This is a genomic window from Rhizobium sp. AN73, from assembly GCF_030757975.1.
GTDB classification, from domain to species: Bacteria; Pseudomonadota; Alphaproteobacteria; order Rhizobiales; family Rhizobiaceae; genus Agrobacterium; species Agrobacterium arsenijevicii.
The window spans coordinates 220,472-235,263 of the sequence record NZ_JARWME010000001.1 but is presented as its reverse complement, the minus strand read 5'-3'; the positions used below and the strand labels follow the sequence as shown (position 1 = coordinate 235,263).

The following is a 14,792-nucleotide window of genomic DNA, read 5'->3' as shown; positions in this document are numbered from 1 at the left end:
TTCTGGCCGGTTTCGGCGCAGTTTTTCAAATTTTGTTATGAAATAACGTTATGTCAAAAGCGTGGACGTCTTCAAGCAGTTCGACAAGGCCCGAAACGGCATGGGAAATGAGCCTTTCGCCCTTTTCGGCTGAGGCTGCAGCGGCGTTTCCGGCAACTCCGTCAGGGTTCAGATCGCTCATCAGCCAGCCGAAGGCGTGTGGGCCGTAAGCGCGCAGATGCCTGAAACGGCTGGCGAAATCGCTCTGGCGGGAGGGGAAGTCGGCGGCTTTTTCCATCGCCACCCGTTCCGGGTAAAGCGCCAGCATCACGGATGTCTCGATATCGCCGCCATGGATGTCGATTGCCTTGTCTTCAGGCTTCACAATATCTGCCGGCACGCCAAAACGGGTCCAGCTGGTGGCCACCGCCAGCATGCCGAAGCGGGCGCGGGCCTCGGTGGCGACGATCGTCATCAACGGCGAGTTGCCGCCATGGGCGTTCAGCATCACGAATTTGCGCACGCCTTTTTTGTGTTCTGCCTCAGCAATGCCCAGCCAGCGCTCAACGGCTTCATCGTAACGCAACGACTTCGTGCCCGGCACATTCATGTGCTCGATGGAATATCCGACGGGTTCCACCGGCAGGAAGGAGGCCGGCAGATTAGCTGGCAAAACAGCGTTGAGACGGGCGACGATGCCTTCAGCAATCAGCGTATCGGTCTCGAACGGCAGGTGCGGTCCGTGCTGTTCGTGCGCACCGAGCGGCAGCACGGAAATTGCACCTGTTGCGCGAAGATCAGGGTCTGTTACGTTTTCGTCGTGATAATGCGTGTATGAGTTTGGCATCTGGCAGTCCGCGCGTGCATTCGGTAAGGATTTCCAGCAACATATATCGGTTCCGCCACAGGGTAAAAGGCACTCGCATATGAGCAAGGACAAAACTGGGCATAAGGACAAAAGCGCCAAGAAGGAAAAGGGCGGCAAGAAAATAAAGGACGCCAAAAAAAGGGATGAGGATTTCAACCCTGAGGAACTGGCGCAATCCATCACCCAGGCCGCCCGCTCCATGCGCACGGCACTGAGCCACAGCCTTGCCGAAAGCGGCCTTTACGCCGGGCAGGACGGCGTTATCCTCGCATTGGCGCAGGAAGGCAGCCTCACGCCGGGGCAGATCGCCCAGAAGCTTGGCGTCAAGGCGCCAACCATGACGCGTACCATCGGCCGCATGGAGGCCCAGGGCTTCGTGGAACGCAGCGGTGATGACGAGGATGGCCGGGTTACGCTGGTGAAGCTGACGGAGACGGGGCTGAAAAGCGTCGAGCATATCAACGTCTCCATCGCCAATTGCGGTGCTCGGGCGATCGAGGGGCTTTCGGCCAAGGATATCAGGACCGTGGTTAAACTTCTCAAGGCGATCGATACCAATCTTCAATAACTTTATTGAAATTTTTAAAATACGCCGTCTTTTTGTTGGTATTCCTTAAACCAGTTGCGGATTTTGTTTAAATTGTTTAATTGCGATTTAAACAGAGACATCCGTCACTGACATGGGTTTGGGGAGAAATACCGTGGCACAAAAGATCAAACTGTCGACGATTGCCGAAAGCCTTGGTCTTTCGACCGCCACCATCTCTCTTGCATTGCGCGACAGTCCGCTGGTCGCTTCCGACACGCGCGACAAGATCAAGGAACAGGCCCGGGCGCTCGGTTACATCTATAACCGCCGGGCCGCCAGCCTGCGCACCTCGCGCTCCGGCATTGTCGGCGTGGTGTTCCACGATGTGATGAACCCGTTCTACGGGGAAATTCTCAAAGCCATTGAAACCGAGCTGGACCGCAGCCGCCAGACATTCATTCTTTCCAACCATTATGATTCGGTCGAAAAACAGCGCACCTTCATCGAAACGCTGCTGCAGCTTGGTTCGGATGGCATCATTATGTCGCCCGCCATCGGCACGCCGATAGAGGACATGACGCTGGCCGAGGAGAACGGCATGCCCGCCATTCTGGTGGCCCGTTCGCTCGAGGGCGTCGACATGCCGACCTATCGCGGTGACGACAGCTACGGCATTTCGCTGGCGACCAACCATCTGATCAGCCTTGGCCACCGCACCATCGCCATGGTTGGTGGCACCGACCAGACCTCGACTGGCCGCGACCGTTATCAGGGTTACGTCAACGCGCTGCGCAAGGCGGGGATCGAGGTCGATCCGAACCTGCGCATTCCCGGTCCGCGCTCCAAGCAGGGCGGTTTTGAAGCCGCCGTGCATTTCCTGTCGCTGCCGCAGAAGCCGACCGCTGCCGTCTGCTGGAACGATCTGGTCGCCATCGGCCTGATGAACGGCGTTTCGCGTGCCGGTCTGGTGCCGGGTGTCGATATTTCGGTGACGGGTTACGACGATCTGGAGGAAGCGGCCATCGCCACACCGGCGCTGACTACCGTCTCTAACGGGCAGGCCGAGGTGGGGCGTCTTGCGGCACGCGCGCTTCTGGACAGGCTGGCGGGCAGCCACGAACCGGATGGCGTCCACCTCATCAAGCCGGAAATGCGCATCCGCCAATCGACAGGGCCGGTTCGCCCTCGGGTTTGAGCAGCGCATCTCCTCATTTCCGTCATTCCGGCCTTGAGCCGGAATCCAGCTGACGCGCGTCTGCGCGGCGCAAGGTCCCTTCCAGCTCAAGGACTTGGGCTGGCTGGATGCCGGATCGGGTCCGGCATGACGGTGAGGGATGTGTCAAAAAAAACCGCATGAAACCTCCGTCTGCCCCCATAACATCGCCTTATTGCCCTTTTCAGGACCGCCGTTGTTTGAAAGGATCGCGCCCGCAAGAGCGGGACTGCGAAAGCCGTAAGTGGTTTTCGCCCGGAATCCGGCTCTGACGATATCGGAATGTAATCAGGAGGAATACCCACCCATGTCTGACAGACAAGCCGTCGTTCTCGTTCCCGGCAAGATCAACCCGCGCGTCCTCGAACGCCTCGAAGGCAAGGTCGAGATCGTGAAAGTGCCTGCCGGTGCCGAGCCGGTTCTGCCCGATGGTGCGGCTGAACGCATCAATGCCATCGCCGTTTCCGGCGTCGTCAACGCCAAATGGATCGATGCGCTGCCGAAGCTCGAGATCATCGCCAATTTCGGCGTCGGTTATGATGGCGTCGATGCCAAACATGCCGCCACGCGCGGTATCGTGGTCACCAATACGCCCGACGTGCTGAACGATGAAGTGGCGGATACGACGATTGCGCTGCTGATCAATACGGTTCGTCGTCTGTTTCAGGCCGAGACCTGGCTTCGCGACGGCAAATGGGTTGGCGAAGGCCCGTTCGCGCTTTCGCCGTTTTCGCTGCGCGGCCGCAAGGTCGGCCTGTTCGGCATGGGCCGCATCGGCCAGGAAATTGCCAAGCGGCTGGAGCCTTTCAAGGTGGAGATCGGCTATCACACTCGCAGTAAGCGTGATGGCCTTCCCTACACCTATTACGGTTCGTTGAAGGAGATGGCGCAGGCTGTCGATACGCTGATCTGCATCGTGCCGGGCACCCCGGAAACACACAAGGTAATCAACGCGGAAATCCTGTCGGCACTTGGTCCGCAGGGCGTTTTCATCAATGTCGGTCGCGGCTCCAGCGTCGATGAGGATGCGCTTCTGGAGGCTCTTAAGAGTGGTGCGGTTGGCGCTGCTGGCCTTGATGTCTTCTACGCCGAACCGAAGGTGCCGGAAGCATTCCTGTCGCTGCCCAACGTTTCCCTGCTGCCGCATGTGGCTTCCGCCTCGATCCCGACGCGCAACGCCATGGCCGATCTGGTGGCCGACAATATTCTCGGCTGGTTTAGGGATGGCACGGTGCTGACACCGGTGCCGGAAACGCCGGTTAAGGGGTAACACCTCTCCGCCGTCATCCTCGGGCTTGTCCCGAGGATCCAACCACGTAGCGTTAAATCAATCGGTTGCAGATGCTCGGGACAGGCCCGAGCATGACGAAAGAGGCAAAGTTCCGCGCTAGCCCCGCCTCCGCCTATTCCACAATCTCCCCGGTCGCCACCCATCGCCCCTCAGCAAACGACCGGGCCATGGCATGAATGCTGCGCTCGATCTTCAGGCCTTCCTCGAAGTCGATGATGTGCGCCTTCTTGCCCTCGATGGCGGCGATCAGTTCCCGGCATTCGATCACTTTCAGATCGTTGAAACCGAGCCCGTGGCCGGGGGCGGGGATGAAACGGTCATAGGGCTTGTGGTGCGGAGCGGCGAGAATGGTTCTGAAACCCTGCTCCTCCGGGCGTCCATCCGTGGTGTAGAGCTGGAACTCGTTCATCCGCTCCTGATCGAAAAGGATCGAACCTGTCGAGCCATAGATCTGGATGGCGATGCGGCCTTTGCGGCCCCAGGCCGAGCGGTTGGCGATCAGCACGGCCGAAATGCCGCCTTCGAGTTTTAAAAGCACGCTGGCAAGATCATGCGTTTCCACCGCGCGCTCGCCGCCGCCGGCAAGCGGCCGTGTCTCGTAGGGCTTCACCATATCGGTGATCGCGCTTTCGGCATGGCCGAACAGGGAAAACAGCAGTGACAGCGGGTGAACGGCGAAATCATCCAGCGCGCCGTAACCGGAGGAGGCTTCGCTCTTCCAGTAAAAGGGCTGGGTGGCATCCGCCATGAAGTCCTCATCCATTTCGGCGCGGACATGGTAGACCTTGCCGATCGCGCCTTCGTCAATGAGACGGCGCATATGGCGGATCATAGGGTTCTGGATGTAGTTGTAGCCCATCGCCGCCGCCTTGCCGGACCGGCGGGCCGCATCGCGCATCTTCACCGCGTCGGTAAAGGCAGGCGCCATCGGCTTTTCGCACCAGACATGTTTGCCGGCATCAAGCGCGGCAATCGCCATTTCCGGGTGAAAGGCATTCGGTGTGGTGACCGAGATCACGTCAATTTCGGGATCGGCAAGCAGATCGCGCCAGTTGCCGGTCGAGCGGGCGAAACCGAACTCGGCGGCCTTCTTCACCGCAAGTTCGGGATTGACCTCAGCCAGCGTCACCAGCCGTGGTCGTTCCACATCGCCGAAGACGCTGGTGACGTTGTTCCATGCCAAAGCGTGGCATTTGCCCATGTAACCCGTGCCGATAAGGCCCACGCCAAGAGCGGCCATGGTCTTTCCTCCCTAAATTGTTAGAATGAAATCAGTGATTTATCTAATTCTGTTATTTCTGAAGCACACTGTGTGGCGGTAAGGCCGATGCCGGTCCCACGGCCCTCATCCATGTGCTCGTCACAGGGATCCAGCCAGCCCAAGTCCTTGGGCTGAGAGGAGTCTTTTCGTCGCGCAGACGCGCGCCGGCTGGATTCCTGTGACGAGCACAGGAATGAGGGTGCTGCGGAGTGCCTCACGGATTGTCGCGCTTGAAAATCCAGTCATGATCCGGGTGGTTCTTGAACCGCCACTTGCGCATCGGCCCCGCCATCACGTTCAGATAATACATTTCATAGCCATAGGGCGCGCCGCAGGGGTGGTGGCCCTTGGGAACCAGCACGACATCGCCGTCCGCCACAGCCATGGTCTCGTCAAGCGAGCCGTCTTCTGTGAAGACCCGCTGGAAGCCGAAGCCCTGCGCCGGGTTGAGCCGGTGATAATAGGTCTCTTCCAGATAGGTCATATCAGGGTAATTATCTTCGTCGTGCCGGTGCGGTGGATAGGACGACCAGTTGCCGGCGGGGGTGAACACTTCCGTCACCAAGAGACTATCGGCCACATCGCGCTCTTCCATGGCGATGGGGAAGATGTAACGCGTATTGGCGCCCTTGCCGCGTTCCGTCAGCTGCACGCCATCAGGGCCGATCTGCCGCGCCTCGCGGCTGCCCTTCTCACCCGGAGCGGTGCAGACGCCGACGGTGCAATCCGTCGTCGCCGTCAGCGACCATTCGGAACCGGCGGGGATGTAGACGCAATGCGGTGGCTTGCGCTCGAACACATTCATGCGGTCGCCGAGTTCACCGAAATCCTTACCCCCGCCGGAAATCTTCGCCTTGCCTTCGACAAGCACCAGAATGACTTCCGTATCGCCGGTTTTCTCAGCCGCGGTTTCACCCGGTTTCAGGCGATAAAGTCCGAAACCGACATAACCCCAATCCGCGCTTTGGGGCGTGATGTCGTGCACCTTGCCGCTTGTCGCGACCGGCTTGCGCAGAAGTGAGGTCATGGTGGTGTTCCTTTTTGGTGAGTAGTGCAATTGATCGAGCGGCTATTCCCACGGTTGCCTCATCCCTGTGCTTGTCACAGGGATCCAGTCAGCCCAAGTCCTTGGGCTGAAAGAACTCTTTCGCCGCGCAGACGCACGTCGGCTGGATTCCTGTGACAAGCACAGGAATGAGGGTGGAGGGGCTGCACCGGAGCATATGATCCGCAGACGTATACACTCTGATGAAATCCCTCGCTCAGTTCAGGCAGCCTGAGCCTTATCCAGCCCCGCTTCCCGCGCGAAAGCCTTCAGCGATTTCAGCCCAAGGCTCTGATATTCGAACGGGTTGCGCACATCCGGGTCCTGTTCGGCCTCGATGACCAGCCAGCCGCTGTAATTATGCTCGGCCGCCACTTTCAGCACCGGCGGGAAGTTCACGCCGCCTTCGCTGTCACCAGGCACGGTGAACACGCCGCGGCGGACACCTTCAAGGAAGGAAAGCCGCTCGCCCCGAACCTGATCGGCAATCACCGGCCGCACGTTCTTGGCGTGGATATGGCCGACGCGGTGCATGTATTTCTGCGCGACGCGCACGGGATCGCCGCCGCCGAACAGGCAATGGCCGGTATCGAGCAGCAGATGGGTCTTCGGCCCGGTGTGCTGCATCAAAAGGTCGATCTCGTCTTCGCTCTCGACCACGGTTCCCATGTGGTGATGGTAGACGAGGGTAATGCCCTGTTCGGCAGCAAAAGCCGCCAGCGCCTCGACACCTGCACCGAACTTGGTCCAGTCTTCAGCCGCAAGGCGCGGACGGTCGACCAGCGCCGTGTCGTCGGCACCGTGAATGGCGTTCGAGGTCTCGCAGACGATGATGACTTTCGAGCCCATGGCTTTCAGGAGATCGAGCGCCGGCTGCATGGCCTTCTTTTCGGATTCGATGCTGTCGGTCAGGAGGTTCAGCGAATGCCAGCCGGAGACGAAGGACAGGCCGCGCGGCGAAAGCACGCCCTTCAGGCCTTCCGGTTCCGTCGGGAATTTGTGGCCCTTCTCGATGCCGTCGAAGCCGATCTTGGCGGTTTCGTCGAGGCATTGTTCAAGGCTGATATGGGCGCCCAGCGTGCGGTCGTCGTCGTTGGACCAGGCAATCGGGTTGGTTCCGTAACGGATCATCTTACTGTCTTTCCTTGATATGGTTTTCGTAGCGCGCGCGCGCCGGTCCGATTTCGGCGCGGTCGGAGACTTCGGGTACCGCCACATCCCACCAGTGGCCACCGGCCTGCGGGGTCGGATAGGGGTCGGTATCGATGACGATGACAGTCGTGCGGCTGGATTCGCGAGCGGCCGCAAGCGCCGCTTCCAGCTCGGCGATGGTCGAAACCTTGCGCGCATCCGCGCCCATAGAGCCGGCATGGGCGACGAAGTCGATGGCGATGGGGTTGACGTTGGTGTGGGCGTAGAGGTTGTTGAACTCCGCGCCGCCGGTTTCCATTTGCAGCCGGTTGATGCAGCCGTAACCCCTGTTATCGGTGATGACGAGCGTGATTTTGACGCCCATGGCAACCGATGTCGCAAGCTCGGAATTCATCATCATGTAGGAGCCGTCGCCGACCATGACGATCACGTCCCGGTCCGGTTCCGCCATCTTGATGCCGAGGCCGCCGGCAACCTCATAGCCCATGCAGGAGAAGCCGTATTCCATGTGATAGGAAAGCGGCAGCTTGGATTTCCACAACTGGTGCAGCTCACCCGGCATGGTGCCCGCCGCGCACATGACGACGGTATTGTCGCGCGACTGGCGCTGCACGGCGCCGATCACCTGCATGTCGGTGGGCAGGCTGTTGGCATTGTCCTCACCCGGTGCTGCCGTATCGGCATCGGCCTTCTCGAACCATGCCGCCTTGAGCTTGGCATCCGGTGCCGTGAAGCGGTGGCTGCCAAGGGCGGCCGACAGCTTTTCAAGACCGATCTTCGCATCCGCCGTCAGGCTGATCGCATCATGCTTGGTGCTGTCATAGTGCTGCACATTGAGGGCGAGAATCTTGCGGTCCGGGTTCTTGAACAACGCCCAGGAACCGGTGGTAAAGTCCTGAAAGCGAGTGCCGACGCCGAACACCAGATCGGCTTTCTCGCTTATGATATTGGCGCTTTCGGCACCCGTGACACCGACCGGGCCGAAATTGAGATCATGATTCCATGCCAATGCCGATTTGCCGGCCTGCGTTTCGACGACTGGGATGGAATGGGTTTCCGCAAAACGCTTCAGCGTTTCGGTGGCGCCTGAAAAATGCACACCGCCGCCGGCAACAATGACGGGGTTCTTCGCAGCCTTCAGCGCGGCGACGGCCTCTTCGAATTCCGCCACATCCGGTTCCGGGCGGCGTTGCCGCCAGACGCGCTTTTCAAAGAAGCTGACGGGATAATCATAAGCTTCAGCCTGCACGTCCTGGCAGAAGGCCAGCGTTACCGGGCCGCAATCGGCCGGGTCCGTCATGGTGCGCATGGCGCGGGGAAGGGCGGTCAGCAATTGTTCCGGGCGCATGATGCGGTCGAAATACCGGCTAACCGGACGGAAGCAGTCATTCACCGTCATCGTGCCGTCGCCGAAATCCTCCAGCTGCTGAAGCACGGGGTCGGGACCGCGATTGGCGAAGACATCGCCGGGGATGAGAAGAACCGGCAGGCGGTTGACATGGGCAAGCGCTGCCGCCGTCACCATGTTGGCGGCACCGGGGCCGATGGAAGAGGTGACGGCCATTGCCCGCCTGCGGCGCAACTGCTTGGAATAGGCAATTGCCGCATGCGCCATGGATTGCTCGTTCTGGCCGCGATAGGTCGGCAGTTCCTCGCGAATGCCATAAAGCGCCTCGCCAATGCCGGCGACATTGCCATGGCCGAAGATGGCCCAGACACCGGCGATATAGGTTTCGTCATATTCATTCATCTGCGCGGCGAGGTAACGAACCATTGCCTGCGCAGCCGTCATTCTGATTGTTTTCACGCTGCCTCTCCCTTTTTGGCGCGCGCCTCATCCCATATGCGGCACAGGCTGGTGTAGCGCTGCGCCATGTCCTTCACCGCTTCCTGATCTGTCATCTTGCCACCGAGCCATGCCCGGGCAGCATCTGCGAAAATCGTGCGGCCGACGGCGAAACCTTTGACCAGATCGAAACCGGCGGCAAGGCGGAAGCTCTCCTCCAGCTCGCTTTGCGGTGCGTCGAGACCGAGAACGACGATGCCCCGCACGTAAGGATCGTTGCGATGCACGGCGTCACAGGCGTTCTTCCATGCTGCCCGTGTCTTCATCGGCTCAAGTTTCCACCAGTCGGGGTAAACGCCGATCTCGTAGAAACGCTCGACGATGCGGGCGGCGGTCAGATCGTCGGTCGGGCCGACCTTGGAGGGAATGACCTCGAGCAGCATTTCCAACCGGTTGCGGCGTGTCGCCTGGAACAGACGCATCACCGTCTCCTCCTGCGCAGCGCGCATTTCGTCGGTATCATCCGGGTGGTAGAAGCACAGAACCTTGACGACATTTTCCAGCGGCCATTCGGAAAGCCCGCCGAAATCCTTGCCGAGTTCCGGTTCCAGCGTCAGCGGGCGCGAACCCGGCCATTCCACCGGCCGGCCGATCCACAGGCCGGAGCCGCTGGCTGCGAAAAGCGCATCGCGCCCGAGGCGGCCATCGCAGAGAATGCCGTAACCGGCCTTGCCACCGGCGACCGTTTGCGCGGCCTCGAGGCAGAGCTTCTTGAAGGCGCCGATGCGCTCGTGTTTCACGCCGAGTTCGTCGGCGATCGATTCCAGTTGCATGCGATGGTCGAAGGCGAAGACGCGCATCGTGTCCCATTCGCCCTTGCGATTGGTGGACCAATGCACCTGTTCCAGCGCCTCATCCTTGCGTAGCGCCTTGTTGCGGATGCCGGCCTTGAAGAAATATTGCAGCTCTTCCCAGCTCGGATAGGCGGGCGTGCAGCCGTGGCGGGAAACGGCAAAGGCGCCACAGGCATTGGCGTATTTCAGCGTCGTCGGCCAGTCTTCGCCGCGCAGCCAGCCACGGAAAAGCCCGGCCATGAAGCCATCGCCGGCGCCGAGAACGTTGAACACTTCGATGGGGAAACCCTCGCCCGTCTCGCCATCATCGAGGCTGGCAGGAATTTCGCCGGCAAAAACCGAAGCGCCCATCGGCCCACGCTTGCATACCAGTGTCGCGCCGGTGACCTTGCGCACGGCGTTCAGTGCGGCCAGCGTATCGGTCGAGCCGCCGGCAATATGGAATTCTTCTTCGGTGCCGACGATCAGGTCAAAAAGGTGCAGCGTGGATTGCAGCTTGGCGGTGACCTTCTGCGATTCCACGAAGCGGCTTTCGCCATCGCCATGGCCGGCAACGCCCCACAGATTGGGGCGGTAATCGATATCGAGCGCGGTTTTCGCGCCGGTTTCCCGGGCGATTTTCAGCGCCTTCAGCACGGCAGATTCGGTGTTGGGGTGTGACAGATGTGTGCCGGTGGCGCAGACGCAAGCGGCCTCGGCGATGAAGGCGGGATCGATGTCGTCTTCGTTAAGCGCCATGTCGGCACAGTTTTCACGATAGAAAATCAGCGGAAACTGGTTCTGGTCGCGAATGCCGAGCAGCACCAGCGCGGTCAGCCGCTCCGGGTCGGTTTTGACACCGCGCACATCCACGCCTTCGCGCACCAGCTGTTCGCGGATGAAGCGGCCCATATGCTCATCGCCGACGCGGGTGATGACGGCGCTGTTGAGGCCGAGGCGCGCAGCGCCTGCCGCGATATTGGTGGGAGAGCCGCCGATATATTTGGCAAAGGAGGCCATGTCCTCCAGACGGCCGCCAACCTGCGAACCGTACAGGTCGACCGACGAGCGCCCGATCGTGATGAGATCAAGTTTTTTCAAAAAGGTTCCTCCTTCGGACCGCGCAAACGCGGCCTGCCTCACATGTCCGGAGCGGCATTCCGGGCAAGACCGCCCGAATTTTTTGCCATCCCGCTCCGGTGAGCCTCCCCGCCCACTTATCGTCCCTCAAGAGACGGACGATAATGGAATGCCCGTTTCATGGATTTGGATTATAAATTCTATTTTTGGTGTTTTCAATAAAAATATTCAGGCTGTTTTGCGTGCTCCAACAGCGACAGCCAGTGTAATGGCGAGACAGAGCGTGGCGGAAAGCGAGCGGAATGCACCAAAATCGATTTCCGTCACCGTCAACAGCGTCGCGCCGGATTTGCGCAGCGGATTGACGGCCGAATCGGACATGGCGACGACGGGAATGCCGTTGGCGCGGGCCATCTCCGCCAATTCCAGCGTTTCCGCCGAATAGGGGGAGAAGGTGATCGCAATCAGCGCGTCGTCGCGGGAGATGGCGCTGAGGTTGCCGAGGCCACCCACGGCGCTGTGCAAAACCGCCGGCACCTTCATTTTTTCGAAGGCGTAAGCGAGATAGCTGGCGATGGGGAAGGAGCGCCGCAAGCCCATGATATGCACCGTGCGTGCCTTTGCCAGAGCCGAAACCGCCTCGTCAAGCTGCTTGGTATCGACCGATTTCAGCAGCATTTCCAGGGAGGAACGACCGGCTTCCACGAACTCCGCCAGCAGGCCGGAAGCGCTCTCGTCGCCCTTTTCGCGCAGATGGTCGAGCCGGGTGGCATAATCCGGCCAGCCGCCGACATAGGAATCGCGAAACAGGCGCTGCATCTCCGAAAAGCCGGAAAACCCCAGGATCTGGCAAAACCGCATGAAGGCCGAGGGCTGCACACCCGCACCTTCAGCCATTTCGGCAACGGTGGAAACGGCAATGCGGTCCTGATTGGAAGCGACATAATCGGCGCACTGGCGCAATCGTTTCGGCAGGCCTTCCGCGACATGGAGCAACCGCTCCTCAAAAGCCTTCACGGAGTCTGGCGCCTCGATTGCCGTCATTGTCGTTCCCTTGTGCACATTGAAATCGTGTGCACTTTAGCCGTTGTGGAATTTTTATTCCATTGGGTTTTTCAGGAAGGGGAAAAATGAGGCGGGATGGAGTTTGATGTGATGTAGGAACCCGCCGCTTCCGTCATGCCGAATCCAGCGAGCCCAGGTCTTTGGGCTGAAAAGGGACCTCTCGCCGCGCCGACGCGCGTCGGCTGGATTCCGGCTCAAGGCAGGAATGACGGAGGTGGGATGAGCTAATGCAACCCACCAACCCCAAGATGCGTGTCGATAATATCCGGGTTTGCCGCAAGATCGTCCGACGGTCCTTCCCAGACGATGCGGCCGCGTTCCATGATAATGGCGTGGTCGGCGAAGTCGATGGCCATCTGGATGCGTTGTTCGACGAGGAGAATGGTCATTTCGCCTGATTGTGCCAGTTTGGAAAAGGCCGCCATCAGTTCCTCGCAGATGACCGGGGCGAGACCCTCAAGCGGTTCGTCGAGAAGCAGTACCCGCGGCTGGCCGAGGATGGTGCGGGCGGTGGAGAGCATCTGTTGCTCACCGCCGGAGAGTTGCGAGCCGAGATTGCGGCGTCTTTCCTTCAGGCGCGGAAACAGCGTGTAGGCTTCCTCGATGGCCGATTTCGGTCGCCCCTTGAGGCCGACGAAAAGGTTCTCCTCGACGGTGAGCGTCGGAAAGACATCGCGGGTCTGCGGCACGTAACCAAGACCGATGCGGGCGCGGGCAGCACTCGGCAGGGCGGTGATGTCCTGTCCGCCGAGGCGGATATCGCCGGAAAACCGTTTCGTCTGCCCGGCAAGCGTGGCGAACAGGCTGGTCTTGCCGACACCGTTGCGGCCGAGCACCGCGAAACGCGAACCGGCGGGAACGGAAAGCGACAGTCCCTCGATGACGCGGGTGGGGCCATAACCGGCGGTCAGGTTGGCGATTTCAAGCGGCGCTGCGGGCATCGGCGTAACTTCCCAGATAGGCTTGGCGAACTTCGGCATTGCTGGTCACTTCATCAGGCGAACCGTCGAAGATGACGGCGCCCGCCGCCAGAACCACCACACGTTTGGCGAAACGGAAGACCAGGTCCATGTCGTGTTCGATCATCAATATGGCGAGGTCGGCGGGCAGGCGGTCGAGCGCCTGTTCGATACGCGTCGTTTCTGTCGAGGGAACGCCGGCGGCAGGTTCATCAAGCAGCAGGATTTTGGGCCTGAGCGCCATGGCGAGTGCGATCTCGATCAGCCGCTGCTGGCCATAGGCGATTTCACGCACGCGGGTTTCGGCGATGGCAAGCAGGCCAAGCGTACCGAGAATGTCGCGCGCCTCGCTCATCACCGTTGGCATGGCGCGGTAACGCCCGAAAATCCGGCCCGTCCTGCCTTCCCTTTGCAGAATGGCGAGTGCGACATGTTCCTCTGGCGTCATGTCCTGGAACAGCCGCGTCACCTGAAACGAGCGGACAAGTCCGCGCTTCACGCGATGACTGGCGCTGAGCCCCGTCACGTCTTCTCCGGCAATCCGCACGGTTCCGGCGGATGGCTTGATGTTTCCGGTAACGAGGTTGACGAAGGTGGTCTTGCCAGCGCCGTTGGGGCCGATCAGCACGGTGCGATCGCCGGGCGAAAGCGACAGCGAGACATTGTTGGTAACGACGAGACCGCCGAAATTTTTCTGCAGGCCGGAAACTTCGAAAATGGCGCTCATTTGCGATCTCCCCGCAGGCGCGCGATGATCTGTTCGCCCGCGCCATAAAGGCCGCGTGGCGCAAACAGCACGACGGCGATCAGAAGCAGGCCGACGATTGTGAGCCAGTGGAACGGATTGGCGGCGGAAACGACGTCCTCGAACCACATGAAGGTGACGGTGCCGATCAGCGCGCCATAAAGCGAGCCCGCGCCACCGAGAACCAGCATGACCAGCGCTTCGGCAGACAGCGTGAAGCTGAGGCTGTCGAGGCCGACCACCTGCGTGGAGATGGCGTTCAGCGCGCCGCCGATTCCGGCGACGATGCCTGATATCACGAACATCTTCAAAATCGTGCCATTGACCGAACCGCCCATGGCCTGAATGCGGATGCTGTCCTGCTTGACGCCGCGACACAGCATGCCGAAGGGCGAATTGACGACGACGCGAAGTGCCAGAAAAACCAGAAGCAGCAGGCATACGCCGTAGATATAGGCGGTGCGGCCGTAAAGATCGAATTCGAAGGTGCCGAACAGCGCATCGGGCGAGACGCCGGCAAGCCCGTCGCTGCCGCCCGTCCAGTCCGACGCCTTGTTGGCCGCCTCATGGAAAAGATGGACGACGGCGATGGACAGCACCAGTTGCGGCAGGCCGTGCGCGCGCAACAGAACGGTGCCGGACAGCAATCCCGCGATGCCGCCCACTGCTGCGCCGATGAGGGTCATGAGAAGCGGGTCGGTGATACCGTAGTGGGCAGCGGCAATGCCGGCGGAATAGGCGCCGGCACCGAACAGGGCCGCATGGCCAAGTGTCGCCACGCCACAATAGCCGGTAACGAGATCTATGGAGAGCACGAGAAGCGCTATCGCGATGATGCGCGTCAACAGCGCCAGATTATCCGGAAACAGGAAGTAACCGGCGATGGCGGCGATGATGATGAGCAGCGGACCGCCAATCGCGCGCAGGGGCGAGCGGGCCTTCGGCGGTTTTGCCGTTTCAGTGAGGTCGTTCATGAGCACCGCCAT

General features: G+C 60.5%; 13 protein-coding genes. 3 read left to right on the top strand and 10 right to left on the bottom strand.

What is annotated here, in order from left to right; all coding sequences use genetic code 11:
- Positions 1–25: 25 nt before the first annotated feature.
- A complete protein-coding gene (locus RBH10_RS00985; protein WP_281039287.1) occupies positions 26–826 on the bottom strand; it encodes a creatininase family protein in 801 nt (266 codons plus the stop codon).
- A gap of 79 nt (positions 827–905) precedes the next feature.
- Between RBH10_RS00985 and RBH10_RS00980 the strand changes: the two genes are divergently transcribed.
- The 3 genes from RBH10_RS00980 to RBH10_RS00970 all read left to right on the top strand — a co-directional run bounded on the left by RBH10_RS00980 (position 906) and on the right by RBH10_RS00970 (position 3,859).
- Positions 906–1,415, top strand: a complete 510-nt coding sequence (locus RBH10_RS00980) for a MarR family winged helix-turn-helix transcriptional regulator (RefSeq protein WP_045022389.1) — start codon at positions 906–908, stop codon at positions 1,413–1,415.
- Positions 1,416–1,548: 133 nt separating this feature from the next.
- Positions 1,549–2,571, top strand: a complete 1,023-nt coding sequence (locus RBH10_RS00975; RefSeq protein ID WP_045022388.1) for a LacI family DNA-binding transcriptional regulator — start codon at positions 1,549–1,551, stop codon at positions 2,569–2,571.
- Between the two features lie 325 nt (positions 2,572–2,896).
- Entirely contained in the window at positions 2,897–3,859 is a 963-nt protein-coding gene (locus RBH10_RS00970) for a 2-hydroxyacid dehydrogenase (protein WP_281039286.1), read from the top strand.
- Between the two features lie 133 nt (positions 3,860–3,992).
- On the opposite strand, the gene RBH10_RS00965 is transcribed toward RBH10_RS00970, so the two are convergent.
- From RBH10_RS00965 to RBH10_RS00925, 9 genes are all read right to left on the bottom strand, one after another.
- Entirely contained in the window at positions 3,993–5,120 is a 1,128-nt protein-coding gene (locus tag RBH10_RS00965; protein ID WP_281039285.1) for a Gfo/Idh/MocA family protein, read from the bottom strand.
- A gap of 235 nt (positions 5,121–5,355) precedes the next feature.
- Positions 5,356–6,168, bottom strand: coding sequence for a 5-deoxy-glucuronate isomerase (iolB, locus tag RBH10_RS00960; RefSeq protein WP_281039284.1), 813 nt, complete (start codon positions 6,166–6,168; stop codon positions 5,356–5,358).
- Between the two features lie 240 nt (positions 6,169–6,408).
- Positions 6,409–7,317 carry a myo-inosose-2 dehydratase gene (gene iolE, locus RBH10_RS00955; RefSeq protein WP_281039283.1) on the bottom strand — a complete coding sequence of 303 codons (909 nt, stop codon included), beginning with the start codon at positions 7,315–7,317 and terminating at the stop codon, positions 6,409–6,411.
- Between the two features lies 1 nt (position 7,318).
- Positions 7,319–9,145 (bottom strand): 3D-(3,5/4)-trihydroxycyclohexane-1,2-dione acylhydrolase (decyclizing), encoded by a 1,827-nt coding sequence (gene iolD, locus RBH10_RS00950; RefSeq protein WP_281039282.1) that lies wholly within the window; start codon positions 9,143–9,145, stop codon positions 7,319–7,321.
- The gene (iolC, locus tag RBH10_RS00945) at positions 9,142–11,058 is read right to left on the bottom strand and encodes a 5-dehydro-2-deoxygluconokinase (protein ID WP_281039281.1); all 1,917 of its coding nucleotides are present in this window, start codon (positions 11,056–11,058) and stop codon (positions 9,142–9,144) included. The genes iolD and iolC overlap by 4 nt, the downstream gene beginning before the upstream one ends.
- A gap of 207 nt (positions 11,059–11,265) precedes the next feature.
- A complete protein-coding gene (locus RBH10_RS00940; protein ID WP_045022368.1) occupies positions 11,266–12,081 on the bottom strand; it encodes a MurR/RpiR family transcriptional regulator in 816 nt (271 codons plus the stop codon).
- A gap of 245 nt (positions 12,082–12,326) precedes the next feature.
- Positions 12,327–13,043 (bottom strand): ABC transporter ATP-binding protein, encoded by a 717-nt coding sequence (locus RBH10_RS00935; RefSeq protein ID WP_281039280.1) that lies wholly within the window; start codon positions 13,041–13,043, stop codon positions 12,327–12,329.
- Positions 13,024–13,788, bottom strand: coding sequence for an ABC transporter ATP-binding protein (locus tag RBH10_RS00930; RefSeq protein ID WP_281039279.1), 765 nt, complete (start codon positions 13,786–13,788; stop codon positions 13,024–13,026). The genes RBH10_RS00935 and RBH10_RS00930 overlap by 20 nt, the downstream gene beginning before the upstream one ends.
- Positions 13,785–14,792, bottom strand: a complete 1,008-nt coding sequence (locus RBH10_RS00925) for a branched-chain amino acid ABC transporter permease (protein ID WP_111842274.1) — start codon at positions 14,790–14,792, stop codon at positions 13,785–13,787. Before RBH10_RS00925 ends, RBH10_RS00930 begins: the two co-directional genes overlap by 4 nt.

Excerpts from the sequence above, each read along its gene's own strand:
- RBH10_RS00985 (WP_281039287.1), bottom strand. The coding sequence starts at position 826 with ATGCCAAACTCATACACGCATTATCACGACGAAAACGTAACAGACCCT.
- RBH10_RS00980 (WP_045022389.1), top strand. The coding sequence starts at position 906 with ATGAGCAAGGACAAAACTGGGCATAAGGACAAAAGCGCCAAGAAGGAA.
- RBH10_RS00970 (WP_281039286.1), top strand. The coding sequence starts at position 2,897 with ATGTCTGACAGACAAGCCGTCGTTCTCGTTCCCGGCAAGATCAACCCG.
- RBH10_RS00965 (WP_281039285.1), bottom strand. The coding sequence starts at position 5,120 with ATGGCCGCTCTTGGCGTGGGCCTTATCGGCACGGGTTACATGGGCAAA.
- iolB (WP_281039284.1), bottom strand. The coding sequence starts at position 6,168 with ATGACCTCACTTCTGCGCAAGCCGGTCGCGACAAGCGGCAAGGTGCAC.
- iolE (WP_281039283.1), bottom strand. The coding sequence starts at position 7,317 with ATGATCCGTTACGGAACCAACCCGATTGCCTGGTCCAACGACGACGAC.
- RBH10_RS00940 (WP_045022368.1), bottom strand. The coding sequence starts at position 12,081 with ATGACGGCAATCGAGGCGCCAGACTCCGTGAAGGCTTTTGAGGAGCGG.
- RBH10_RS00935 (WP_281039280.1), bottom strand. The coding sequence starts at position 13,043 with ATGCCCGCAGCGCCGCTTGAAATCGCCAACCTGACCGCCGGTTATGGC.
- RBH10_RS00930 (WP_281039279.1), bottom strand. The coding sequence starts at position 13,788 with ATGAGCGCCATTTTCGAAGTTTCCGGCCTGCAGAAAAATTTCGGCGGT.
- RBH10_RS00925 (WP_111842274.1), bottom strand. The coding sequence starts at position 14,792 with ATGGCGGTGCTCATGAACGACCTCACTGAAACGGCAAAACCGCCGAAG.